At 65.4% G+C, this 21,211-nt stretch carries 20 protein-coding genes and 2 pseudogenes; 10 read left to right on the forward strand and 12 right to left on the reverse strand.

Features of this window, described 5'->3' with window-relative positions; translation table 11 throughout:
- Positions 1–781, forward strand: a 781-nt coding sequence (locus EBE87_RS29195) for a hypothetical protein (RefSeq protein WP_199726516.1), incomplete at its 5' end; no start/stop codon positions are given.
- Positions 782–921: 140 nt separating this feature from the next.
- Here EBE87_RS29195 and EBE87_RS24630 read toward each other — a convergent pair.
- From EBE87_RS24630 to EBE87_RS24655, 6 genes are all read right to left on the reverse strand, one after another.
- The gene (locus EBE87_RS24630; protein ID WP_233560184.1) at positions 922–1,758 is read right to left on the reverse strand and encodes a Bug family tripartite tricarboxylate transporter substrate binding protein; all 837 of its coding nucleotides are present in this window, start codon (positions 1,756–1,758) and stop codon (positions 922–924) included.
- A 216-nt stretch (positions 1,759–1,974) separates the two neighbouring features.
- Positions 1,975–3,114, reverse strand: coding sequence for a mandelate racemase/muconate lactonizing enzyme family protein (locus EBE87_RS24635; protein WP_120639175.1), 1,140 nt, complete (start codon positions 3,112–3,114; stop codon positions 1,975–1,977).
- A complete protein-coding gene (locus EBE87_RS24640) occupies positions 3,111–4,286 on the reverse strand; it encodes a mandelate racemase/muconate lactonizing enzyme family protein (RefSeq protein WP_120639176.1) in 1,176 nt (391 codons plus the stop codon). The genes EBE87_RS24635 and EBE87_RS24640 overlap by 4 nt, the downstream gene beginning before the upstream one ends.
- Entirely contained in the window at positions 4,283–5,278 is a 996-nt protein-coding gene (locus tag EBE87_RS24645) for a hydroxyacid dehydrogenase (protein ID WP_120639177.1), read from the reverse strand. Before EBE87_RS24645 ends, EBE87_RS24640 begins: the two co-directional genes overlap by 4 nt.
- A gap of 2 nt (positions 5,279–5,280) precedes the next feature.
- Positions 5,281–6,420: a mandelate racemase/muconate lactonizing enzyme family protein gene (locus EBE87_RS24650; protein WP_120639178.1), complete on the reverse strand. Its 1,140-nt coding sequence runs from the start codon at positions 6,418–6,420 to the stop codon at positions 5,281–5,283.
- A 33-nt stretch (positions 6,421–6,453) separates the two neighbouring features.
- Entirely contained in the window at positions 6,454–7,176 is a 723-nt protein-coding gene (locus tag EBE87_RS24655) for a FadR/GntR family transcriptional regulator (protein WP_147426111.1), read from the reverse strand.
- Positions 7,177–7,262: 86 nt separating this feature from the next.
- On the opposite strand from EBE87_RS24655, the gene EBE87_RS24660 reads away from it, so the two are divergent.
- Positions 7,263–7,607 (forward strand): NIPSNAP family protein, encoded by a 345-nt coding sequence (locus EBE87_RS24660; RefSeq protein ID WP_120639180.1) that lies wholly within the window; start codon positions 7,263–7,265, stop codon positions 7,605–7,607.
- A gap of 108 nt (positions 7,608–7,715) precedes the next feature.
- Here EBE87_RS24660 and EBE87_RS28790 read toward each other — a convergent pair whose 3' ends face one another.
- A complete protein-coding gene (locus tag EBE87_RS28790; protein ID WP_147426112.1) occupies positions 7,716–8,390 on the reverse strand; it encodes a hypothetical protein in 675 nt (224 codons plus the stop codon).
- A gap of 1,061 nt (positions 8,391–9,451) precedes the next feature.
- Between EBE87_RS28790 and EBE87_RS24670 the strand changes: the two genes are divergently transcribed.
- Together EBE87_RS24670 and EBE87_RS24675 are read left to right on the forward strand one after the other, a co-directional pair.
- Positions 9,452–10,087 (forward strand): ParA family protein, encoded by a 636-nt coding sequence (locus EBE87_RS24670; RefSeq protein WP_120639182.1) that lies wholly within the window; start codon positions 9,452–9,454, stop codon positions 10,085–10,087.
- Positions 10,084–10,803, forward strand: coding sequence for a hypothetical protein (locus EBE87_RS24675; protein ID WP_120639183.1), 720 nt, complete (start codon positions 10,084–10,086; stop codon positions 10,801–10,803). Before EBE87_RS24670 ends, EBE87_RS24675 begins: the two co-directional genes overlap by 4 nt.
- 341 nt (positions 10,804–11,144) lie before the next feature.
- Here EBE87_RS24675 and EBE87_RS28795 read toward each other — a convergent pair whose 3' ends face one another.
- Positions 11,145–11,345 (reverse strand): hypothetical protein, encoded by a 201-nt coding sequence (locus EBE87_RS28795; RefSeq protein WP_147426113.1) that lies wholly within the window; start codon positions 11,343–11,345, stop codon positions 11,145–11,147.
- Between the two features lie 616 nt (positions 11,346–11,961).
- Positions 11,962–12,279, reverse strand: coding sequence for a DNA glycosylase AlkZ-like family protein (locus EBE87_RS24680; RefSeq protein ID WP_408887764.1), 318 nt, complete (start codon positions 12,277–12,279; stop codon positions 11,962–11,964).
- 395 nt (positions 12,280–12,674) lie between these two features.
- Here EBE87_RS24680 and EBE87_RS24685 point away from each other — a divergent pair, with 395 nt between their 5' ends.
- The 3 genes from EBE87_RS24685 to EBE87_RS24695 all read left to right on the forward strand — a co-directional run bounded on the left by EBE87_RS24685 (position 12,675) and on the right by EBE87_RS24695 (position 15,492).
- On the forward strand, positions 12,675–12,953 hold the full coding sequence (locus tag EBE87_RS24685) for a BrnT family toxin (protein ID WP_120639185.1): 279 nt from the start codon (positions 12,675–12,677) through the stop codon (positions 12,951–12,953).
- Positions 12,907–13,176 carry a BrnA antitoxin family protein gene (locus tag EBE87_RS24690; protein ID WP_120639186.1) on the forward strand — a complete coding sequence of 90 codons (270 nt, stop codon included), beginning with the start codon at positions 12,907–12,909 and terminating at the stop codon, positions 13,174–13,176. Before EBE87_RS24685 ends, EBE87_RS24690 begins: the two co-directional genes overlap by 47 nt.
- A 174-nt stretch (positions 13,177–13,350) precedes the next feature.
- A complete protein-coding gene (locus EBE87_RS24695) occupies positions 13,351–15,492 on the forward strand; it encodes a DUF4214 domain-containing protein (RefSeq protein WP_120639187.1) in 2,142 nt (713 codons plus the stop codon).
- Positions 15,493–15,694: 202 nt separating this feature from the next.
- On the opposite strand, the gene EBE87_RS24700 is transcribed toward EBE87_RS24695, so the two are convergent.
- A complete protein-coding gene (locus tag EBE87_RS24700; RefSeq protein ID WP_199707514.1) occupies positions 15,695–15,925 on the reverse strand; it encodes a transposase in 231 nt (76 codons plus the stop codon).
- Between the two features lie 98 nt (positions 15,926–16,023).
- On the opposite strand from EBE87_RS24700, the gene EBE87_RS24705 reads away from it, so the two are divergent.
- Together EBE87_RS24705 and EBE87_RS24710 are read left to right on the forward strand one after the other, a co-directional pair.
- The gene (locus EBE87_RS24705; protein WP_120639188.1) at positions 16,024–16,965 is read left to right on the forward strand and encodes an IS5 family transposase; all 942 of its coding nucleotides are present in this window, start codon (positions 16,024–16,026) and stop codon (positions 16,963–16,965) included.
- Between the two features lie 221 nt (positions 16,966–17,186).
- On the forward strand, positions 17,187–18,212 hold the full coding sequence (locus EBE87_RS24710; protein WP_122140222.1) for an NAD-dependent epimerase/dehydratase family protein: 1,026 nt from the start codon (positions 17,187–17,189) through the stop codon (positions 18,210–18,212).
- Between the two features lie 151 nt (positions 18,213–18,363).
- Here the strand turns inward: EBE87_RS24710 and EBE87_RS24715 are convergent.
- Positions 18,364–18,510: pseudogene (locus tag EBE87_RS24715) on the reverse strand (IS5/IS1182 family transposase); the annotation flags it as partial.
- A 302-nt stretch (positions 18,511–18,812) separates the two neighbouring features.
- Here EBE87_RS24715 and EBE87_RS24720 point away from each other — a divergent pair.
- Entirely contained in the window at positions 18,813–20,474 is a 1,662-nt protein-coding gene (locus EBE87_RS24720) for a recombinase family protein (RefSeq protein ID WP_120641145.1), read from the forward strand.
- Here the strand turns inward: EBE87_RS24720 and EBE87_RS24725 are convergent.
- Positions 20,412–21,086: pseudogene (locus tag EBE87_RS24725) on the reverse strand (IS5 family transposase); the annotation flags it as partial. The gene EBE87_RS24720 and the pseudogene EBE87_RS24725 overlap by 63 nt on opposite strands.
- Between the last annotated feature and the right edge of the window lie 125 nt (positions 21,087–21,211).

Consider the following 21,211-nt stretch of genomic DNA (forward strand, 5'->3'; position numbering starts at 1 on the left):
AGAGCGAGACATCGTGCTGATCGGCGACAACGGCTTTGCTGCCCTGGAACTCTTGGCTGCCCTGACCCGGCACAGGATCACCGCCATCACGTGCCTGCGGCTCGATGCCGCGCTCTACGATCCGGCGCCGCCACGGCGACCTGGAACCAATGGTCGACCCCGCACCAAGGGGGCGCGGCGGCCCAACCTGGCGGAGGTGCTGGTCGGCACCGATAGGCGCTGGCAGCACGTGGTGGTCCCCGGCTGGTACGGTGAGGGCGAACGCAACGTCGAGATCTGCTCGGCCACTGCCGTATGGCGTCATAGCGGAATGCCGATCCTGCCGATCCGCTGGGTCCTGGTCCGCGATCCTCATCACCGGTTCCAGCCGCAGGCCCTGCTGTGCACTGATCCTGAACGGGCGCCCGAGCAGATCCTCTGTTGGTTCATCCAGTGGTTGCGACTGGAGGTGACCTTTCAGGAAACCAGGGTGCACCTCAGTGTCGAGACCCAGCGGCAGTGGTCGGAGCTCGCCATCGCCCGCACCACGCCATGCCTGCTCGGGCTGTTCTCGCTCGTCACCCTCCTGGCCGCGCAGCTCAGAGCCTCAGAACGCAATGCCGCGGCGAGCAGCGCTTGGTATCGCAAGGAACATCCGACCTTCAGCGACACCCTCGCCGCCGTGCGGCGTCACATCTGGTGCGAGCAAGGTTTCCTCACATCGTGGCACAGCGGCCACGGCGCAAAGCCCCGGCGAGCGCTCCAGCACGCCTGGGCTTACGACCTTTGTCACGCCGCCTGATGGCCAAAGTCGAGGTTAGAGAGGTTCTCGTTCGGCGCCAGTGAGAACCCCATCCCTGCACCACATTCCCATTCATTCCCAACGTGATAGATTGAATTTTGATGGGATCTCGGTTCGGTGCTTATTCACAATCCACGATGCTATTCCGGCTTGATGTTGTGCTCACGGATGATCTCGCCCCAGCGCTGACGGTCGGCCGCGATCTGCTGCAGAAAGCTCTCCCGCGAACCGCCCAGGCGCTGCAGCCCGTTCTCCGTGAAGCGGCGTTGCACCTCGGGCGCCTCGAGGGCCCGGTTCAGTTCGGCGTTCCATCGCGAAACCATGACGCCCGGCGTTCGGCCCGGCACCACCACCCCAAACCAACTGGGGATGACGAAGCCCGGGAGGCCATCCCGCGAGATCACCGGAAGCTCGGAGATCAGAGGGGAGGCCTCGCTCGCGCCATAGGCCACTGCCCGCAGGCCGCCGTCGCGAATCTGTCCCAAAAATTCCGGCATGTTGCCGAACATCACATCTACTCGCCCGGTGGAGATGTCGAGGATGGCCGGCGCTCCGCCACGGTAGGGGATCTGCGTGATCTGCCCGCCCGTCATCGCGGCAAAGAGGATGCAGGAGAGCTGCTGGCTGGACCCCGCGCCCACGGTCGCGCAGGTGACGGTGCGGGACCGGTCCTTGGCCATCTCCGCCAGGTCCTGCCAGCGCCGGATGGGCGAGCGCGACCCAGTGACGAGGATGTTGTAGACTGAGGCGATGTTTGCCACCGGAAGCAGGTCCCTTTCCACATCGTAGGGCACGGACTGCATCTGCGGCGTGATGGTCAGGATGCCCATGGAGGAGAGGAGGATCGTGTGGCCGTCCGGGTTGGCGTGCGCCAGCTCCTGCGCCGCCACCACGCCGCCGCCGCCCGTGCGGTTCTCCACCACGACGTTCTGGCCGATCTGCTTGCTCAGCTGGTCGGCCAGGATGCGGCCGACCAAGTCCGATGTGCCGCCTGCTGCAAAGGGGTTGAGGAATCGTATCTCCCGTGTGAAGGGCGGGTCGGCCGCCTGACCCGCGACGGGCGTCAGCCCGATGCAGGTTGTCAGCAACGTGGCCGCGATGCGGCCGGATAGGCCGCGTCTCCTGATCTGAACCATGGACCTCTCCTCTGAAGGGCGCCGCCTCTCTTGCGGGGCGGTCGCCAGGATGACGCGTTACACGTAGGCAGGGCCTTCGATCGCTGGGTGAGACCGCAGCCAGTCCTCGTCGACCTCCACGCCGATGCCCGGCGCCTCGTTCGGCCACACACAGCCATCGGCGCCGATCCGCCAGGGCTCGCTGACGAGGGCGTCGCGGAACAGGTTCCCCCGCGACACGTCGGCCTCGAAGTATCCGGCGTTGTCGATGGCGCAGAGGAAGTGAATCGAGGCCGCTTGGTTCAGCCCCGTCATGGAGCTGTGGGGATGCACCTGGATCTTGTGCGCCGAGGCCATAGCCGCGATCCGCAGCGCCTCGGTGATGCCGCCGCACTTGGACAGGTCGGGCTGCCAGATCCCGATGCTATCCGCTTCCAGCAGGGGCGCAAACTCGTAGCGGGTGAAGTGGTTCTCCCCGACTGCGAGTGGGGTGCGGCCGTAGCTGCGCGCCTCGCGGTAGGCGCGGTGATCGTGCGGCGGGAAGGGCTCCTCCAGCCAGCCCATCTGCAGCGCGTCCATAGCCGGCATTACGCGGCGCACATCCGCCAGCGAGTAGGCGGTGTTCGCATCGGCCAGGATGTCCACCTCGTCGCCGAAGGCCCGGCGCACCGCCTCCATCCGCGCAATGTCGTTTGTCACCGTGTCGCCGATGCGGAGCTTCAGAGCGCGGTAGCCCGCCTCGAGGTGCGGGCGCGCCTCCTCCACTAATTCCTCGGGCGGCTGGTAGCCGAGCGCGACGCCGCCGGCATAGGCGGGCACCGCGCGAGCCGCTCCACCGAGGAGCCGGTAGAGGGGCCAGCCTGCGGCTTTCGCGCGGATATCCCACAGCGCCATGTCGAGCCCGGACATGGCGAGCGCGCAGCCAGCGCCCATGCCGTGGCTGGCAAGCTGGCCGCGGTAGATGCGATTCCACACCCCGACCACATCCATGGCGTCCATGCCCTTCACCAGCCGGGTGAGGGTCGTCTGCAACAGGGCGGCGACGGCCGTGTGGGCGCGTCCGTGGTGGCTCTCGCCCCAGCCCACAATCCCATCCTCGGTGGTGACCTTCACCACCACTGCGTCGCGCTTCACCGCGCGCCCGACGCCGAGCGAGACGCCTGCTCCCTCCGGCACCGGGAAGGACGTGGGGAAAGCCTCGATGGCGGCAATCTTCATGCCCGTCCTCCTTGGCCGTACTGTTGCAGGAAGGTTTCCCGCACAGTGATGCCCAGTCCCGGGCGGTCAGGGATTGCGACGTGTCCGTCCTCCACCGGGAAGCTCTCCTCAATAAGGTCGTGCAACATCGGATTGTGACCGAGCGAGTATTCCAGGATGAAACCCGCGCTCTGCGTCGCCGCTAGGTGCATTCCCGCCGCGAAGGCCGGTGCGCCGGACCAGAGATGCGGCGCGAGGCGAAGGTTGTAGGCGGAGGCAAGGGCAGAGATGCGAAGCCCTTCCGTCAGTCCGCCCGCGATGGCGAGGTCGGGCTGCAGCACGTCCGCCGCCCGCAGCTCGCAGATCTCGCGGAAGTCGTGGCGGGTGAACTCGCTCTCCCCCGCGCTGATGGGCACCGAGGAGGAGCGACGCACCTCGGCCATGCCGGCCTTGTCGTCCGCGCTCACCGGCTCCTCGAACCAGAATAGGTCGCAATCCTCCACCATGCGGGCGAAGGCGCGCGCTTCGGCAACGGTCCAGGTACCATGAGCGTCGGCCATCAGCCGGATATCGGGGCCAAGACGCTCCCGCGCTGCGCGCACCCGCGCGGCGGAGCGGCCGGGCGAGCCGTCCATCACCCCCACACGCATCTTTACCGCGCGGAAGCCGGCCTTGTCGCAGTAGCCCTGAAGCTGCTCGCCGATGTTCTTCGCATCCGCCCAGCCGCCAGAGGCATAGGCCGGCATGCGGTCCACGCGCTTGCCGCCCAGCAGCCGCCAGACCGGCACGTCCAGCGACTTGCCGAGGATGTCCCACAGGGCGACGTCAACGCCCGCGATCGCCGAGACCGAAAGGCCCCGCCGCCCGACCTGCGGTAGCGCGTAGCCACCCGCCACGGCGTATCCCTCGCGTGGGGTGTTGTACATCACGTCCCAGAGGCGGGAGATGTCGCGCGGGTCCTGGCCGAGCAGCAGGGGCGCGTAGTCGTCGTTGATGATGGCCGCGAGCCCAGCGCAGGCCGCCGCGCTGCCGACGCCGGCCTTGGCTTCGCCCCAGCCGGTGATGCCGCATTCCGTCTCGACCCGGACGATGACGGAATCGAAGGTCGGCACGCGGCCGAAGTCGCTCGTGTGCTGCCGCTCGTAAGGGATGGGCACGCGGCACCAGGTGGCCTGGACACGGGAGATTTTCATGCGGTGGCCTCCATGCGCGGGTGACCCAATGCGGCACGTCGCGCGCGGGACGCCTCCCAGGCCTTGGGATTGATGAAGGAGCGGGGGCGGCCGCCCGCCAGGATACGCACCACCTCCTCGGCGGCGCCGGTGCTCATACGCTCTACCGCCTCGCTGCTCAGCCCAGCGGCATGGGGGGTGAGGATGACGTTGGGGAGGTCGCGCAGGGGATGATCCGCGGCGAGCGGCTGCTCGTCGTACACGTCCAGCGCCGCGCCCCCGATGCGCCCGGCGCGCAGCGATTCCACAAGGGCCGGCCCGTCCACCACGGGGCCGCGCGCGACGTTCAGCAGCCAAGCAGTGGGCTTCATCCGCCCGATCCGCGCGGCAGAGGCGAGACCGCGCGTCTCCGGCGTTAGCGGGCAAGCGAGGGCAATGAAGTCACTTTCCGCGAAGAGCGCATCCAGATCCGCCCGTTCCACGCCGGCTGGCATAGCGTTCATGCCACGGCGGTGCCCCAGCACACGCATGCGGAAGCCGTCCCGCGTGATCTCCGCCAGCCGCGTCCCGATGGCGCCCATCCCGACAATGCCCAGAGTCCGCCCCCGCAATTCGAAGGCCTGATCCGACCTCGCGCGCGCGGTGGCCCAGCCCTTCGCGAGCAGTTCGGCATGCATGGTATCCACCCGCCGTGCGATGGCGAGCATCTGCCCGATGGCGAACTCGGCGACGGAGTCTGCGTTGGCGCCCGGTACGTTCGCGACGAGCACGCCGTGAGCCGTGCAGTTCTCCACCGGGATCATGTCCACCCCCACCCCCTGACGCACAGCAGCGAGGAGCCGCGGGGCGCGAGCGGAGAGGTCGTCAGGTAGCTTGCGGCGGACCACCACGGCCTCTGCTCGTGTGAGCAGGGCCTCGAGCCCCTCCGCCCCAGGCAGAGCAACCTCGTGGCCGGCCCGATGCAGGATCGCCATCCCGGCAGGGTCGATGGGATCAGTGAGTGCGACCAGCACGGTCAGGCCACCTTGTACTGGGCGAGGATTGCAGGATCGACCTCGATACCGAGACCAGGCCCGTCGGGCACCCGCACGATGCCCCTGTTCTGCACGATCGGCTCCTTCGCCAGATGGTCGCGCAGTGGGTTCGGCGTCTGCTCGAACTCCAGCATGGGGGGCATGGGCCGGAAGGCGGGCGGCGTGTCCGGCAGGGCCGCAAGGAACTGCACCGTCGCCGCCAGCCCGATCGCCGAGCCCCAGGCATGCGGCACGCACTCCACTCCATGGGCGGAAGCCATGGCGGCGATCTTGCGGCACTCGCTGATGCCGCCAGCGGCGCAGACGTCGGGCTGGACGATGTCCATCGCCTTGCGCGCGATCACGTCGCGAAAGCCCCAGCGGGTGAAGTCATTCTCCCCGCCAGCCACGGCCATGTCGAGGGCGCGCGTGACCTCCACGTAGCCGTCATGGTCCTCAGGGGAGATCGGCTCCTCGAACCAGAGGATGTCGTGCTCCTCCATCGCGCGGCCGAGGCGGATGGCCTGGGGCACGGTGAAGCAGTGATTGGCGTCCACGGCGAGCTTCACGTCGGGCCCGATCGCCTCTCGGACCGCAGCTACACGACGTAGGTCCAGCTTCGGGTCACCGAGGCCAATTTTCATCTTGATGGCGCGGAAGCCCTGCTCCGCGTACTCCTGCGCCTCCTCCACCGCTTCCTCGACGAGACGGTCCATGTCGATGAAGTAGAGGCCGGTGGCGTAGGCCTGCACTTCGGTTCGGTGCGCGCCGCCGATCAGCTTGTGGATCGGCTTGTTCAGGGCCCGGCCGATGATATCCCACAGTGCGATATCGATACCGGACAGAGCCGCAATGGTCATGCCCGTGAGGCCGTAGTCCTTGATGCGGTTGTACAGGTCCTCCCACACCACTTCGACATCGAAGGGGTCCCGCCCAATCACGCGAGTCCGGTACTGAGTTTCGATGATCGTCCTGTTGACCGCGGCGGGCCCGTAGCATTCGCCCCAGCCGGTGATACCCTCGTCTGTGCGGATCTCGACGATGCAGGAGGCGCGCGTGGTGTAGAGCCAGCCCCGCGCGGAGGTGAAGGGCTGCTCCACCTTGGACTGCAGCACGTGGCAGATAACGTCCGTGACCTTCATGCTTTTCTTGTTTCCTCCAGTTGGACCGCAGCTTCAGTTGCCGCGTGCCCGTCGCTCCAGCAGTTCCATCCAGTAGCTCTCGACCCCGCGCAGATGGCCGCCCATGGCGGCCTCGGCCGCGTCCGGGTCGCCCGCCGCCACCGCGTTACGCATGGCGCGGTGCTGCCTCTGCGAGAGAGGGGCGCGGTTGCCGTCGGCGAAGTAGGCGCGCCGGCGGCTGCGGGACATCAGGTAGAAGGCGTTCACCACTCGCAGGAAAACGTGGTTCCCCGTCGCCTCCACCATTGCAAGATGGAACGCAGCGTCCTCGTCCGCTGGGTTGCCGCGCGCGGCGATCACGCCGTCCGTGCGGTCCAGGATCTCGTCCAGGCGCTGGATGTCCTCCGGCTTGCGGCGCTCCGCAGCGAGCCGGACAGCCTGCATCTCCAGGATGCGCCGCAGTTCCACCACCTCTCGCACCTCAGCCTCCGTTAGGGGAATGCCAAGTTCGGCCTGTAGGACGATGGCCTCGATGGAGCTCTGCCGCTCGACGGATCGCAGATAGATCCCAGAGTTTGGGCGCCGCTCGATGATCCGCAGCGTCTCCAGCACCGCGAGCGCCTCACGCACCGCACCACGGCCGACCGAGAAACGCTCGGCCAGTTCCCTCTCCGAGGGGAGCCGGTCCCCGGCATTCAGGCGATGATGCGCGATGAAAGGAAGCAGGCGTCCGATCAGGCCACTGCGCTCCTCGCCTATGGCGGGAATTGAAATCACCCTTTGACGGCCCCTCAGATTGGTCCTACCAAATTGGTAGTACCAGATTTGAGCCGACCGCAAGGCTAATTTGTTCGGAGGTGCCGATGATCGTGGAAGAACGGATCTATACGCTTCAGGCAGGCCAAGCCCCGTCCTACCTTGCGGCCTACGAGGCAGAGGGGCTGGCGATCCAAAAGCCTATCCTTGGCCGCATGGTTGGCTACTACGCGACCGAGTTTGGTCCCCTGAACCAAGTGATTCATCTTTGGGCTTACGAGGATCTCGCGGAACGCGCGCAGCGTCGCGCGCGTTTGCTGGCTGATCCGGAATGGAAGGTCTACGCCGCGAAAGTGCGCCCGATGGTCGTCCGGCAAGAGAACAAGCTCCTGCTCCCGGCGCCCTTCATGAAGGTCCTTTGGCAGGCGCCGGAGGAACCCGCGGGGCCGTAAGGGAATCTCGGAAGGTAGAGGTGGACGGATCGTTCTCGACCGAAAGCCACATCACCCAAAAACAGTGCCCGAAAGGCAATGAGGTCCGATCATAATTGACTGGCGTGCTCAGGGGAGAAGCCAGGACCGAATTGCCTTAACCGGACGTGTTCGCCGTCCCTCCCATGCCCTGCGCACCCCGTCCACCCGGTGATCCACAGCTCTGTCCTCGCAAACTAGGGACAAGTCTCTGGGCAAAGTGGGCAGGCTGCAGGCCCCAGCGCACCGCCGGTCCTCTAGAAAGGCATTGAGTGGAGAGGAGCGGCTAGCCAACGCCTGCAGTTGGCGAATGGCGTGGGACCTGCAGAGCAGCGTCACCTCAAAGCCGTCCTGCACCAGCTGCCGCACCCTCGGCTCATATTCCCCATTTCCGGCGACAGGATGATGCGGTCCCTTCCGGCTGCCCCAGCAGGTAGGCATCGCGGCAGATGCGGGTGAGCACGCCGGTGGCGCCCCGCTTCTCACGGCCGTTGCGGCACGCTCCACCACCCGCACCTCGAGGCTGGCCGCATCGGCATGCGGCTGCAGCCTCTCATTGCCGTCGGTGACCGAGCCGAACTCTGCGGCCTGCACGGGATTCTCCAGATCCTGCAGCAGCGCCATCAGGCGATGGAAGTCGAGGCGATAACCGAAGTCAGGATCGTTTTGCTGGTTGATCTCGGTAAGGCTTCGGGCCCAGCCCTGCGCTATCGCGCTGACCTTCTGTGCCTCGATGAACAGGTTTCTGCAGTCAACACAGGCCAAGTGCGCGGAGACGCCTTGCTGCGGTGGTTCGATGCTCCTCTCGGCGAGACTAGCCCCACGGCTTGGTGGCGAGAACCGACATGGGCTCTTGCCGCTCAGCGAGCAGGAGGGTTGCAGTGGGTGAACATTCCGAGGCCCTGCCATCCCCTAAGCTCCACCGTGTACGCGACCAAACTAGCGCCACACCGCGTCTGTCGACCGGCAGAACGTTGCGGCAGGGAGTCTCACGCCGGCAAGGTTGGTCGGGCCGGCCCTTGCATTTACAGGTAGTACGCGCACAGGAAGCCGGAATGACTGACCAGCAGACGTCCGGCGGGCCGTGGCCGCCGGCCATCGGCCTTCCCTTATGGGACCGGATGAAGCTTGCTGAGAGCCTGCGATGGAGCGAGACACCGTTTGACGACCTGACCCGGGCCGAGATCTTCCGGCTGGTGCAGGACCATCACCTAGCGCTGATTAGCGCCGACGGCACGCTGCGGAGGTCCGCCTTCAGGATCCGGCGAGCCCGTTCTGGAAGGTAGGTGGCCAGGCGGCCGCGCTCTGGAACGCGTCGGCACCCTCAAAACTCTGGTCGAGACAGCATTAAGGCCAGAGTGCGTATCGACCGGAAGTTCTACCGTGCCCCGCAGGGCTGCTGTTCTCGGCACTGACTGATCCTTTTCACGACTGGGGCGTGAACGGCCGGAGCGAGTGGTGTGCGCCTAACACTTGGTCAAACTGGGGCTAACGCTGGGCGGAGTGGCAGGATCTGCTGCCTGAGAGTGGAGCGCTCAAGTGACAAACTAGCCAAGAACGCGCAGCCTGAAGGAGATCCGCATGGAGCGACCGGAGCACTGAAGGAAGAGAGCCTGCATCACCAGCTGGGCCGGAGTGGACGACCTAGTGCTAGACGAGTGGCTAGCCCAGAATGCTACGCTGCGGGTGCACCACGTCGTGCCCGAGCTGGCCTACCGTTCTGGCACCTTTTACGCCGTAAAACTCTTGCCCAAAGGCAGCGCTAGCGTGACAGTGCTTCTTGGAGAGAGGGTATCAACATGCGCAAGCGCAGCCAGAGGATTGTAATGCTGTCTTCGCCGAAAGGCGGGGTCGGAAAGTCTAGTCTGAGTAGGAACATTCTGGTCTTGGCAGCAAGAGCTGGTCACACGACTGCGGGGGTGGATTTCGATCAGCAAGGCACGTTAGCGACTTGGTCGGAGCGTCGGGAGCGAGTCAGAGCCAGCATACCCGCTTTGGCATCTATCCCGGTGCAGAAAGCTAGGTTGGAAGACTGGCGCGCTGTCATGGCGTCTACGAAGAAGAGCACTGCTGATTTCGTGGTGATCGATACACCTCCGTCAATCGAACTGAACCTTAATGCCATCGTCAGTCTCGCCGCTGAGGCGGACTTGATTCTAGTTCCGTGCCAGCAGACACAAGACGACATCGACTCGGTTATTCCCTGGATGCGGCACCTGAATAGCGCGTCCCAGCGAGCTGCCTTTGTCCTCAACCGAAGTAACCGAAGGGCAAAGAGCTTTGAAATGATCAGGTCTAAACTGCTGGTTGCTGGTGACTTCTGCCCCGTCGAGATCCCCCAGCTGGAAGAGATACCGCTTGCGAGTGGCAAGGGCCTCGGCGTCATGGACCTCACGCGCCCGAGTTCCGGGGAGACCTTCGAGGCCCTGTGGAGCTATGTGTCTCGGAGGGTTCAGCAGTGACTTCCACACGAGGAAAGGGGCGCGGCGTCTCTCTCAAGAAGCTGCACGACATCGACGTCGGAGCCGAAGTCATCCCGTTAGCAGACACACGGCCAGTCGAACTTGAGGCTCTGACGACGATCAGCGGCGAGGATATGGATGCTATTGAGGAGGTTTTCCGCGGCACCGGAGTAACCAGTGACGAGGCGAAGCTTAGGGCGGTTCTTACCGCACGCCGAGAGGTTGGCGCCGCCTGGCGCTCGGCGGCCGGCAGCTTTTTGGAGATTGGGCGCGCACTCAACACCTTGGATGATCAGCTACGCACGCGAGAGGAGAAGGCAAGGCTAAAGGCTGGCTTTGAACGTCTGTTTCCTTTCAGCGAACCCGTTGCGTCTCAGTTCCGCCGCGTGGCCGAGATGGTGGATTCGGGACGGGTAGCAGAGGCAAATCTGCCTGGCAGTTATAGTGCTGCCTACCAACTCGCTCTTCTTAAGCCAGAAGAGTTGGAGATCGCCAGGCGAGAAGGTCTGGTAAGTCCGAAGACCAGCCGCTCTACACTGATTGCATTCCGGCGCACGCGCTCAGCCGAGCGACCAGAGGTTGATCTGAGTGCCCTAGCTGCAGAAGCGCGTCGAATCCGTGACACTCGCCGCCGCATGTTGGGTGAGTTGGTTAAGATGCGTAGACGGGCTTCCGAAATCGCCAAGCTGCTGGAGAACGACCCTAGCAGCCAATAACGTGCATTCTCACGCATTCAAAATGCTGGACCGAGCGTATTTCGTTCCGAAAAACGCCTGTAAATCAAACGCTTGCAGGCCAACCTCACGGCTGGCAGGATTGCTGGCTGTGAGTGATTCGAAGAGGAGCGGCTTACAAAGAACTGTTAACCCAAAAACGAAAAAAGCTCCCACGGCGCCAACCGGGGAGCTTTCTCGACAGTCTGCAAAGCAGGACCGCACCTAAGAACTGCGTCCATCCTGCACTGGTAAGCCTTTCGACGCAAGCGCCAACTTGCGAGCGGTAGAGGCTTGCCTGCGGTCTGCCGGGCTAACCGAAAGACCAAAGGATGAATGGAAACTCACGTCCGGCGCGTGCCGGGTCTGTGCGCGTAGCCGCCTGGCAGCGCCAGCGCCTCGGCGATGCCGACCGGCGCCGCATCATGGAAGCTGCCCGCCGCCTGGAGCGGCGCAGCCATCAGCCCGGACTGCATGGCGGCGCCCTGCGCCGTACCGGCATTCTGGTACTCTGGACGCTGCTCTACCGCGGGCCGTCGCGGCATGGGGTCTGTGACCCTAGCATTGGCCAGCTAGCGGCTTGGTCAGGCTGCGCCCGCTCCACCGTGCAGCTGGCCCTGAGCCGCATCGAGGCCGCCGGCATCATGGGCCATGTGCGGCGTGGCGTGACGGTCGCCGGCCGCTGGTGCCAGTGGACATCCGCCTATCTGTTCGCCAGCCCGGCACAGTGGGCTGTAAGCGATACCGAAGCCCGGTCACCCGAAGTCTCTATGGATAGAAAGATAGCTCAAGAAGGGAGCGGGGGAGGGGAGGTCAGCGCTCTGCCGGTCGCTGAGCAGGCCGCTCTGGCAGCGAAATGGGGGCTGGCCACGATGCCGGGAGGCCTTGCATAGTTGAAGGCGCCAGGTTCGATCGTCTGATCTCCGGCAAGGCAGCTCCGGCTGGGCACGCCACGGAGCTAGCAGTCAAACAGCTGACGAACGCATGGCCACTGAACGTCGCTGAGCGGTGCTGCGGCGACCTCATACAGAGGCGGAACCGTGTGCTCTTGGCGCTCGCCACGGATGCTGTCGCGCAAGGTGAGGAGCCACTAAAAGCGTGCGAGTTCGGCGTACAGGGCCTGCTGAAAGGCTTAGCTGCGCGGCGGACCCCCGGCATAACCTAGATCGACCTGAGCTGGCCCTCGACCAGAGCCAGGTTGGCCCAGACGATCACCGCGTCCCCGTAGAACAACGGCATGACGTAGTAGCCGAACTCCCGCTGCGCCGGCGGCGTGTGGGCCTCGAAGCGGTAGGGCCGGCCCCAGAGATGCTCGAAGCGACGCCGGTCCCAAGCCAGCGGGGCGAAGGGCGCCAGGATGCGGAGGTCCCACGGCACCGGCTGCCGCTGTCCGTCAGCTGTGCCGGCCGGCCAGAGGTAGCACTCGCCTTCCACGCTGTCCTGCTCCAGTGCCCGGACCTGGAGCAAGGCGCTGACCACCAGGGCAAGTGGGCCCAGCCCGGATTGCGGCGGGCCATCAACGCCAATGCACCGTTCAGGCTCATTGGGGAGAGCGGCGCCAGGATCCGAGCGTCCAGCAGCACCGCCTGCCGCGCCCGCTCAGAGACCTCGGCCGGGATAGGAGGTTCTGGTGCCGCCACGTAGACGCGGATGCTGTCCTCGCGCTGCGCCACCTGCAGCAGGCCGTAGTAGCGCGGTGCCTCTGAGGCAGCTTTGCCCAAACTGTGGCGAGGCAGGGCCCTGCGGGCACGTGTTCACGGTGATGGAAGGTTGTCAGATCAGGTAGTGGGTCCACATCAACAGCGGCTGCCACGTGAGCCAGTTCACGCAGGCGTGGTTGCGTCGCCTATTAAATGTAGATACAATAAATAGCGATGAGGATCACCTTCAACCGCGACAAGCGAGACACCACTCTGCGGGAACGGGGCCTGGATTTCGCCGACGCCCAGAAGGTATTCGCCGGCCGGTACGCCACCTTGCAAGATGACCGCAAGGATTACGGAGAGCTGCGGTTCATCAGCGCCGGCTGGCTGGCTGATCGTTTGGTCGTTCTCGCCTGGACTCCCCGCGGCACGGCGCGCCGCATCATCTCTATGAGGTATGCCCATGACAAAGAAGTCCGCCGCTGGCGCATCCACCTGGACGGATCCTGACGACGCCCCCGAACTGACCGATGATTGGATGGCCCGTGCGGAGATCCGCGAGGGTGACCAAGTGGTCCGGCGTGGGCGGCCAAAGCTGGCGATCACTAAGCAGCTGGTCAGCCTCCGCATTGACCAAGACGTGCTGCAGGCCTTCCGGGATACCGGGCCAGGGTGGCAGAGCAAAGTGAACGCCGCGTTGCGGAAGGCCGCGCCGAAGCGCAAGGCGGGATGAACCTGACCTGCGGCTACCCGACTATGACGTCCGACCAATCTGCGCTGCGATAGCACGATAATCAACGGTTATCGTGCTGAATTTTGCATGGTTAAGACGTTTTTGAGTGGCGGATTGTCACCATGCCGAAACGTGACTAAACCGTAGCGGCAAAAATGGCGTGGGTTATTCGCGATGACGTTGATTGTTGGCACTCCAGGAAATGACACTCTGGTCGGCACGGCCGAGGCGGACGAGATCCGCGGGCTCGGTGGCGATGACCGCCTGGAGGGTGGGAATGGCAACGACCTGCTCTTTGGCGGACCAGGCAATGACCAACTTCTAGGCGGCGATGGTGACGACCGACTGGAAGGGGAGGATGGCGTCAACAGCCTCGATGGCGGCAGCGGCAATGATATCCTGGTGGTGAAACCCGTCTATAACGGCAACTTCCTGGGCGAATTCCGAGGGGGCGAAGGCTGGGATGTCCTGCTCTCAACCACCACCTTCTACGCCACTGTCGACCTCAGCCTCGGTCTGCTCACTCCCTCCTATTACAACAGCGTCTCGAGCACCGTGAGCGGCATTGAGGAAGTCCGCGGCTTCCATACAGTGATCGGCTCGGACGCGGATGAACGGCTGGTTGGTGGCCAGGTGATGCGGGGTGGCGGTGGCAACGACGTGCTGGAAACCACTGCGAGCTCCGCTATCGGCTTGTATGCGCCCGACGAACCCATCACCGTGCTGGAGGGCGGCAGCGGCAACGATACCATCATCCTCAGCAAGTTGCAGCTATACGGCATGTCTACCTACGATATCGGCGCTCGCCTGGATGGTGGCGACGGTCAGGATACCCTAATCTTTGGCAGCTTCACCTCACAGTATGACTCGTATTACGGTAGCGGGTCCGCCTCTTATGGGGTGATTGTCGATCTGGCGGCCGGAACAGCGCAGGCCAACGGCATCCGCTATTTCGGCATCGACAGCGTCTCCGGCTTTGAGAATGTGACCGGCACCGACCAGGGCGACATTCTGCTCGGCGATGCAGCAGACAACATCCTGCAGGGCGGCGCGGGCGATGACAGCCTGCGCGGTGGCGCCGGCAATGACCGGCTGGATGGCGGTGCCGGCTTCGACTGGCTGTTGCTGGAAGGGGCCACCGGGCCCACCCTGGTTGACCTCGTCCTCGGCACAGCGGAGGACGGGCAGGGTGGCACGGACACGCTCATCAGCATCGAGGCGATCCGAGGCTCGGCGCAGGCCGATACCTTGCTGGGCACGGACGCCGCGGACCTGTTCCTGGGCGGCGCAGGTGACGACCACCTGGTAGGCCGCGGCGGCAACGACGACTTGCGCGGCGACGAGGGCGACGACTGGCTGGAAGGCGGCGAAGGTGACGACACCTTGCGCGGCGGCGCCGGCGACGATCGGATCGACGGTGGCGCCGGCTTCGACCGGGCGGTGATGGATGGCCTGACCTTCTATGGCAGCGGCCGCGCCCTCTCGACCGAGAGGCTGCTGCAATTGACCACCGCCGAGGGCACCGACACCCTCTCCGGCGTGGAAGAAGTCCGCTTCCTCGACGGCCGCCTGGTGCTGGATGCGGAGGCGCCGGAAGCCCTGGTAGCGCGCCTCTATGCTATGGCGCTGGGGCGGGCGCCGGAAGCCCATGGCCAGGGCTTCTGGAGCACGCAATTGGAGGCCGGCGCCAGCCTGTCCAGCGTGGCGGATGGCATCCTGGGCAGCAACGAGTTCATCGCCCGCCACGGCAGCCCGGCCGACAACGCGGGCTTCGTGGCCATGCTTTACAACGACCTGCTGGGGCGGGCACCGGACGCCGCTGGCGCTGCATCCTGGGAAGCGCTGCTGAACAGTGGCGTGAGCCGCGGCACGGTGCTGGCCGGCTTCAGCGAGAGCCTGGAAAACCGGACACTGACCGCCGAGGTGACCGCCCAGGGCTTCTGGCGCCTGGATGCCGGTGCAGCCGAGGTGGCGCGGCTCTATGACACACTGCTGGGCCGGGTGCCGGATGCGACCGGCCTGACCACCTTCACGGCGGTCCTACAGGCGGGCGGCACGGTGGTGGAGGTTGCTCGCGGCATGCTGGCGTCGGTGGAGTACCAGCAGAATGTGGGCAATGTGGCAGACGACGTCTTCGTGGCCTCGCTCTACCGCACGGCGCTGGACCGCACGCCGGAGGAGGCCGGGATGGCCTTCTGGACCGATGCTCTGACCCATGGCCTGTCGCGAGCGGACGTGGCGCTGGCCATCTCCGAAAGTGATGAGCACCTGGCGCTGACCCGTCCCTGGATCGACAATGGCATCCTGATCGCCTGATCAGGATGCCAGAGGCAGCAGGGGTTCCAACCTGCTGCCTCAGAACTTCCGCTCCCATCGGGTAAGGGGTGGATTGCCAACCAGCGGACACGCGATTGAACGTTTATCGTTCCAGTGCGGCTTTCAGGAATTGGCGTACCTCCTTGTCAAGGCGATTGGCCAAAGGGTCGGATCTTAAATGAGTAGACCAGACTGATTGCGCCTAGGCGGCGTGGACAAAGCTGATCCATAGGCGGATGGCAGCGAGTTGGACAAAGCCGAGGAAGCTGCTCGCGGTGTGGTCGTAGCGGGTAGCAACGCGGCGGCAGTTCTTTAAGCGGTTGATGCAGCGCTCGATGCGGTTGCGGAGGGCGTAGAGAGGCCGCTGAACGCTGTGCCGGATGCGCCTGTTGCGCTTGGTCGGGATCTCCGGCTGCCCGCCGCGGTCGCGCACATCCTGTCGTATGATGAGACCTGTGCGCGGAAGGGCTGGAATCCGCTGATCTGCCCTGATTCGATGGGGCACCAGGGCGGCTGCGGGGAGTGCCTCGGATGTCACGTCGACGGATTGGCCAGGAAGCACTCATCCTCACGCCTGATCAGCGGGGCAGGCGATCCTCTCTGAACGATCTGGCGGGACTGATCGACTGGGCGCCGGTCGAGAGCCGCCTGGAGGGCATTCATGCCGCGGCGAGAGGCGAGCCAGCCTGGCCTCCCTTGGCCTTGTTCAAGGCGATGCTGATCGCAGTCTGGTACGACCTCTCCGACGTGAAGCTCGCGGAGGCTCTCGACGACAGAGCCTCCTTCCGGCGGTTCTGCGGCTTCTCTGCCCAGGAGCCGACGCCGGAGCGCACAGCCTTCGTGCGCCTCCGCCGCGAGCTGGTGCGCCAAGGCCTGGACCAGGTGCTGTTCGCAGCAGTGACCGCCCAGCTTCGGGCCAAAGCCGTGAGCGTCAAAACAGGCACGCTGATCGACGCAACGATCATCGCTTCCGCGAGCCACGCAGATGGCGAGGCGGCCTGGGCGGGCCACCAGAGGCGCAAGGCCATTCACGGCTTCAAGGCCCATGTTAGCGCCGATGCGGAGACGGCGCTTGTTGAGGCACTCGCGGTGACGCCGGGCAATGTCCATGACGGCCGCGCCGGAGGCGCCGCCCTGCCGGAGAACCCTGGTGAGGTCTATGCCGACAGCGCCTACCGGGGCGAGGTCTTCGGTGCGGCGCTGCGGGCCAGGGGCGGCACGCCCCGGATTGTCGCGACCGGCATGTGGGGGCGTCCTGGTGACGATACCTTGCGCAAGCTTCGGCGCTGGAACTACGCCATCCAGCGTGTCCGCTGCCGGATCGAGAAGATCTTCGGCACCTGGAAGCGCAGCTACGGACTGCGTCGTATGCGATGGCGCGGCTTGGCCAAGGCGTGCCTACAAGTCCACCTCACCGCCATCGCCTACAACCTCAAGCGAACAGCCAACATTCTCGGAAGGGCTGCGGCTTGAGACAGCCATGCAAGGCTCATCATTAAGCCAAATAGCCACTCCCTTCAGGCGGGAAGAAGCAGCGGCCGCACATTCAGCCACTCGAGCGTGCACCGCCCTTCCGCACACAGGTCTCATTAGGTAAGGAGATAAGCGGCTCATTCAGAGTTGCCGCCCCCTACTCCCTATCCCTTTCGTCTCACCTTCCTGGAAAGCCGGAGTTTCACCAGCGTGAATGCCGAATGAGTGACCTGTCCCACAACCTCGCCGGCGCGCATGTGCTGGTCACCGGCGCCGCTGGTTTCGTTGGCGCCGCGCTGTCGCAGCGCCTGCTGGCGGAAGGCGCCCGCGTCACCGGCTGCGACAACCTCAACGACTATTATGACCCGGCGCTGAAGGAAGCACGGCTGGCCACGCTGCGGCCGCATCCGCAATTCGCCTTCCATCGCGTGGAACTTTCCGAAGCCGGCGCGCTGGGCGCGCTGTGGCGGGACGCGAAGCCGGATTACGTGGTGCATCTCGCGGCCCAGGCCGGCGTGCGTTACTCCATCGACAATCCACGCGTATACGCCGCCGCCAATCTCACCGGCTTCCTGGAAGTGCTGGAAGCGGCGCGCGAGACGCCGGTGCGGCACCTGATCTACGCCTCCTCCTCCTCGGTCTATGGCGCCAATACCAAGGTGCCCTTCAGCGAGCGGGACGCGGTGGAGCAGCCGGTCTCCCTCTACGCCGCCACCAAGCGCTCCAACGAGCTGATGGCGCAGACCTATTCCCACCTCTACCGCATCCCCGCCACGGCGTTGCGCTTCTTCACGGTCTATGGCCCGGTGGGCCGGCCGGACATGGCCTATTGGGGATTCACCAAGGCGCTGTATTCCGGCGCGCCCATCAAAGTCTTCAACCACGGCAACGTCTGGCGCGATTTCACCTATGTGGATGAGATCGTGGAGGCCATCGCCCGCCTGGCGCCGCGCCCGCCGGCCGAGCCGGCCGAGCCCGGCCGCGTCGCCCCCGCCACGCCGCACCGTATCTTCAACATCGGCAACGACACGCCGGTGAAGGTGGACGACTTCCTGGCCATCCTGGAGAAGCTGACCGGCCGCAAGGCCAACCGCCAGGACGTGCCGATGCAGCCGGGCGATGTGGAGCGCACCTGGGCGGATGTCTCCGCGCTGCGCGCCGCCATCGGCTTCGCGCCGCGCACGCCGCTGGAGGAAGGGCTGCGCCGCTTCGTCGAGTGGTACAAGGAATACCACCAGATCGCCTGAAGCCTCTCCGCAAGCAGATACCTCGAAGTACCGCTGCGGAGTGGCCTTCGTGAGCAGGATCGTTGCCTCAGGCGGCACCGTCAGGTTGGCCGGCCGCCAGCTTGCCCGAGCGTTCCACCTCCGGGGACCTTGTTGCACGGACTAGAGGTTGTTATGGACCTGCGGCGAGTTGAGCAGCCTGTTTGAGCATGATGCAGGTGAAGGCGACGAGGTGCAGGTCGGCAAGCGTGCTGGCATAGCGCTCGTAGTCCTTCACCAGGCGGCGGAAGCGGGTGGCCCAGGCAAAGGCGCGCTCAATGGTCTAATCGCAAACGGCAAGTTCTGCCTGACGCGCGCGGCCCGCCTGCGGTTGAGCTGGCCACGGGCGCGAGGCTGCCTTCGGGCAGCGGTCCCGCCCCAACTTCTTGATGAGGTCACTCACCAAGGAGGGGAGCATGGGACGGCAGCAGCGCATCTGGCGCGTCCGGCGGACGGGCACGCCAATGGCGACAGGCCAGCAGCGCTGGGACCGGGCCTATCAGCTCCTTCTGCAGTGGGCGACGCCGCTTCCATTCGCGCCGGCCGAGGCGCCGGCGCCCCCGATCCTGCCGGAGGCCCCCCATGCGCATAGCGATCTATGGCCGCGTTTCGACCAGCCACCAGGTCGAGCACCAAACCATTGAGCAGCAACTCGGGCGCCTGGTCGCCCATATCGGCACGCATGCTGCCGAGGCGTGGGCGCTGGATCCAGCCCACGTGTTCCGCGACGACGGCTTCAGCGGCGCCGTGCTGGCGCGCCCGGGCCTCGACCGTTTGCGCGACGCCGTGAAAGGTCATGAGGTGGACCGAGTGCTCGTCACGGCTCCCGACCGCCTTGCGCGCAACTACGTCCACCAGATGGTGCTCTTGGAGGAGTGGGGGCGTGCCGGGTGTGCCACGGAGTTCCTGGACCGGCCCATGAGCGACGACCCGCACGACCATCTGTTGCTGCAGATCCGCGGCGCTGTGGCCGAGTATGAGCGGACCCTGATTGTCGAGCGCATGCGCCGCGGGCGGCTTGCCAAGCTGCGCGCCGGCACATTGCTGCCATGGACACATGCTCCCTATGGCTACCGCATGAGCCCAGACCGGCCGCGCGATCCGGCAGGAGTGTCGGTCGACCCGGCCGAGGCCGCCGTAGTGGCCGAACTGTTCGCCATGTATCGCGAGCCCGGGACCTCGCTGATGCAGCTCGCCGCCTTTCTTGATGCCCGCGGTGTGCCCACGCCGCGCGGTGGGCCACGGTGGTCTAGTCCGACCGTCCGGGGCATTCTGCGCAATCCGACCTATACGGGGCAGGTGCATGCCCAGCGCACCCAGTATCGCCCGCCCACGCACCGACGCTCGGCGACGCACCCCATCGGCCGCCCCCACGGCACGGCGGTGCCGCAGCCGCAGGACACCTGGCTCCTCGTGGCGCAAGTGCCCGCCGTGGTAAGTCAGGCGCAGTTCGACGAGGTGCAGGCGAAGTTGGCGACCAACCAATCCTTTGCTCGGCGGAACAACACGGCGCATCAGTATCTGCTGCGCGCCCTGGTGAGCTGCGGCCATTGCGGCCTGGCCAGTACCGCACGAGCAACCAACGGGCGGAACTTCTACTACCTGTGCAATGGCAAGGGCCACAGCACCTTCTCGCACCGCGCCACATGCTGTCCGGCGCGCCACACACCCGCCAGGCAGCTTGATGACCTGGTATGGAACGACCTCTGCGCGATGCTGGCCGAGCCGGAGCCACTGGCCAGGGCCGTGGCACGCGCACATGGCGGAGCGTGGCTGCCGCAAGAACTGCTCGCGCGTCGCGAAACGCTGCGGCAGGGCCAGACAAGCTTGCGCCAGCAGCTCGAACGGCTCACCGACGCCTATCTCAGGGCCGTCATCCCTTTGGATGAATACGAGCGGCGCCGGCGCGACATCGAGCAACGGGTGCAGGCGCTGTCTGGACAGGAAGAGCAGCTCCGCCACGATGCTGCGCGCCAGCAGCAGCTTGCCGGCATTGCGGCATCGCTGGAGGGGTTCCGCGAGCGGGTGCAGGCCAGCCTGACCCAGGCCAGCTTTGAGCAGCGCCGCCAACTCGTGCTGCTGCTCGTCGATCGCGTGATCGTCACTGATGCCGATGTAGAGATCCGGTACGTCCTGCCCACCAGCCCGGACAGCGAACACGTCCGGTTTTGCCGTTTGCGTAAAGACTACTTCCACGACCCAGCGCCGCGGCAGCAGCACGAAGCCGCGCTTGGCTTCTGGTAGCCTGACCACCTCCAATTCGATACCATGCGCCTTCGCAGCATCGGCTGCTTTGCTGCCCGTATAGCCCTGGTCGACATAGGCCAAATCAACGCTCTGACCGGTCGAGGCCTGCACCGCCTGGGCAAGCCGCCCAACCTCGACCCGGTCATCGACACTGGCAGGTGTGACATGTAGCGCCAGCAGATGCCCCAGCGTGTCGACTGCCAGGTGCAGCTTGGAACCCTTCTTGCGCTTGGCGCCATCGTACCCGGCCCGCTCGCCGCTTTCCGGCGTGGAACGCAACGTCCGGCTATCCAGAATGGCAGCGCTGGGCTGCGGCTTTCGTCCAGCCGCCAGTCGCAGCACCGTTCGCAGGTCCTCGGCCAGCGCCTCGAAGCAGCCTGCCGCCAGCCAGCGCTGCGTCTGCTGGTACACCGCCGCCCAAGGCGGCAGGTCATTCGGCATCCAGCGCCAGGGCGCGCCGGTCTTCACCACGTAGCGTAAGCCGTTGAACACCTCGCGTAGCGAATGGTCCCGCTGCCCGGCTTGCTCCGGCAAGAGCGTCAGGTAGGGTGCAACCAGCGCCCATTCCTCATCAGACACATCGGATGGGTACGGCTTCCGGGCAATCATGCCGCGCAACCTGATCGTTACCAGCCCAGAGGTCCATAACAACCTCTAGCACTACTTGGGCACTTTGAGGCTGTGGAACGGTTACCTTCCTGCTGAACGATGCAGCGGGAGGCGAGGATGATGGC

Source organism: Teichococcus wenyumeiae, from assembly GCF_003696345.1.
Taxonomy (GTDB): Bacteria; Pseudomonadota; Alphaproteobacteria; order Acetobacterales; family Acetobacteraceae; genus Pseudoroseomonas; species Pseudoroseomonas wenyumeiae.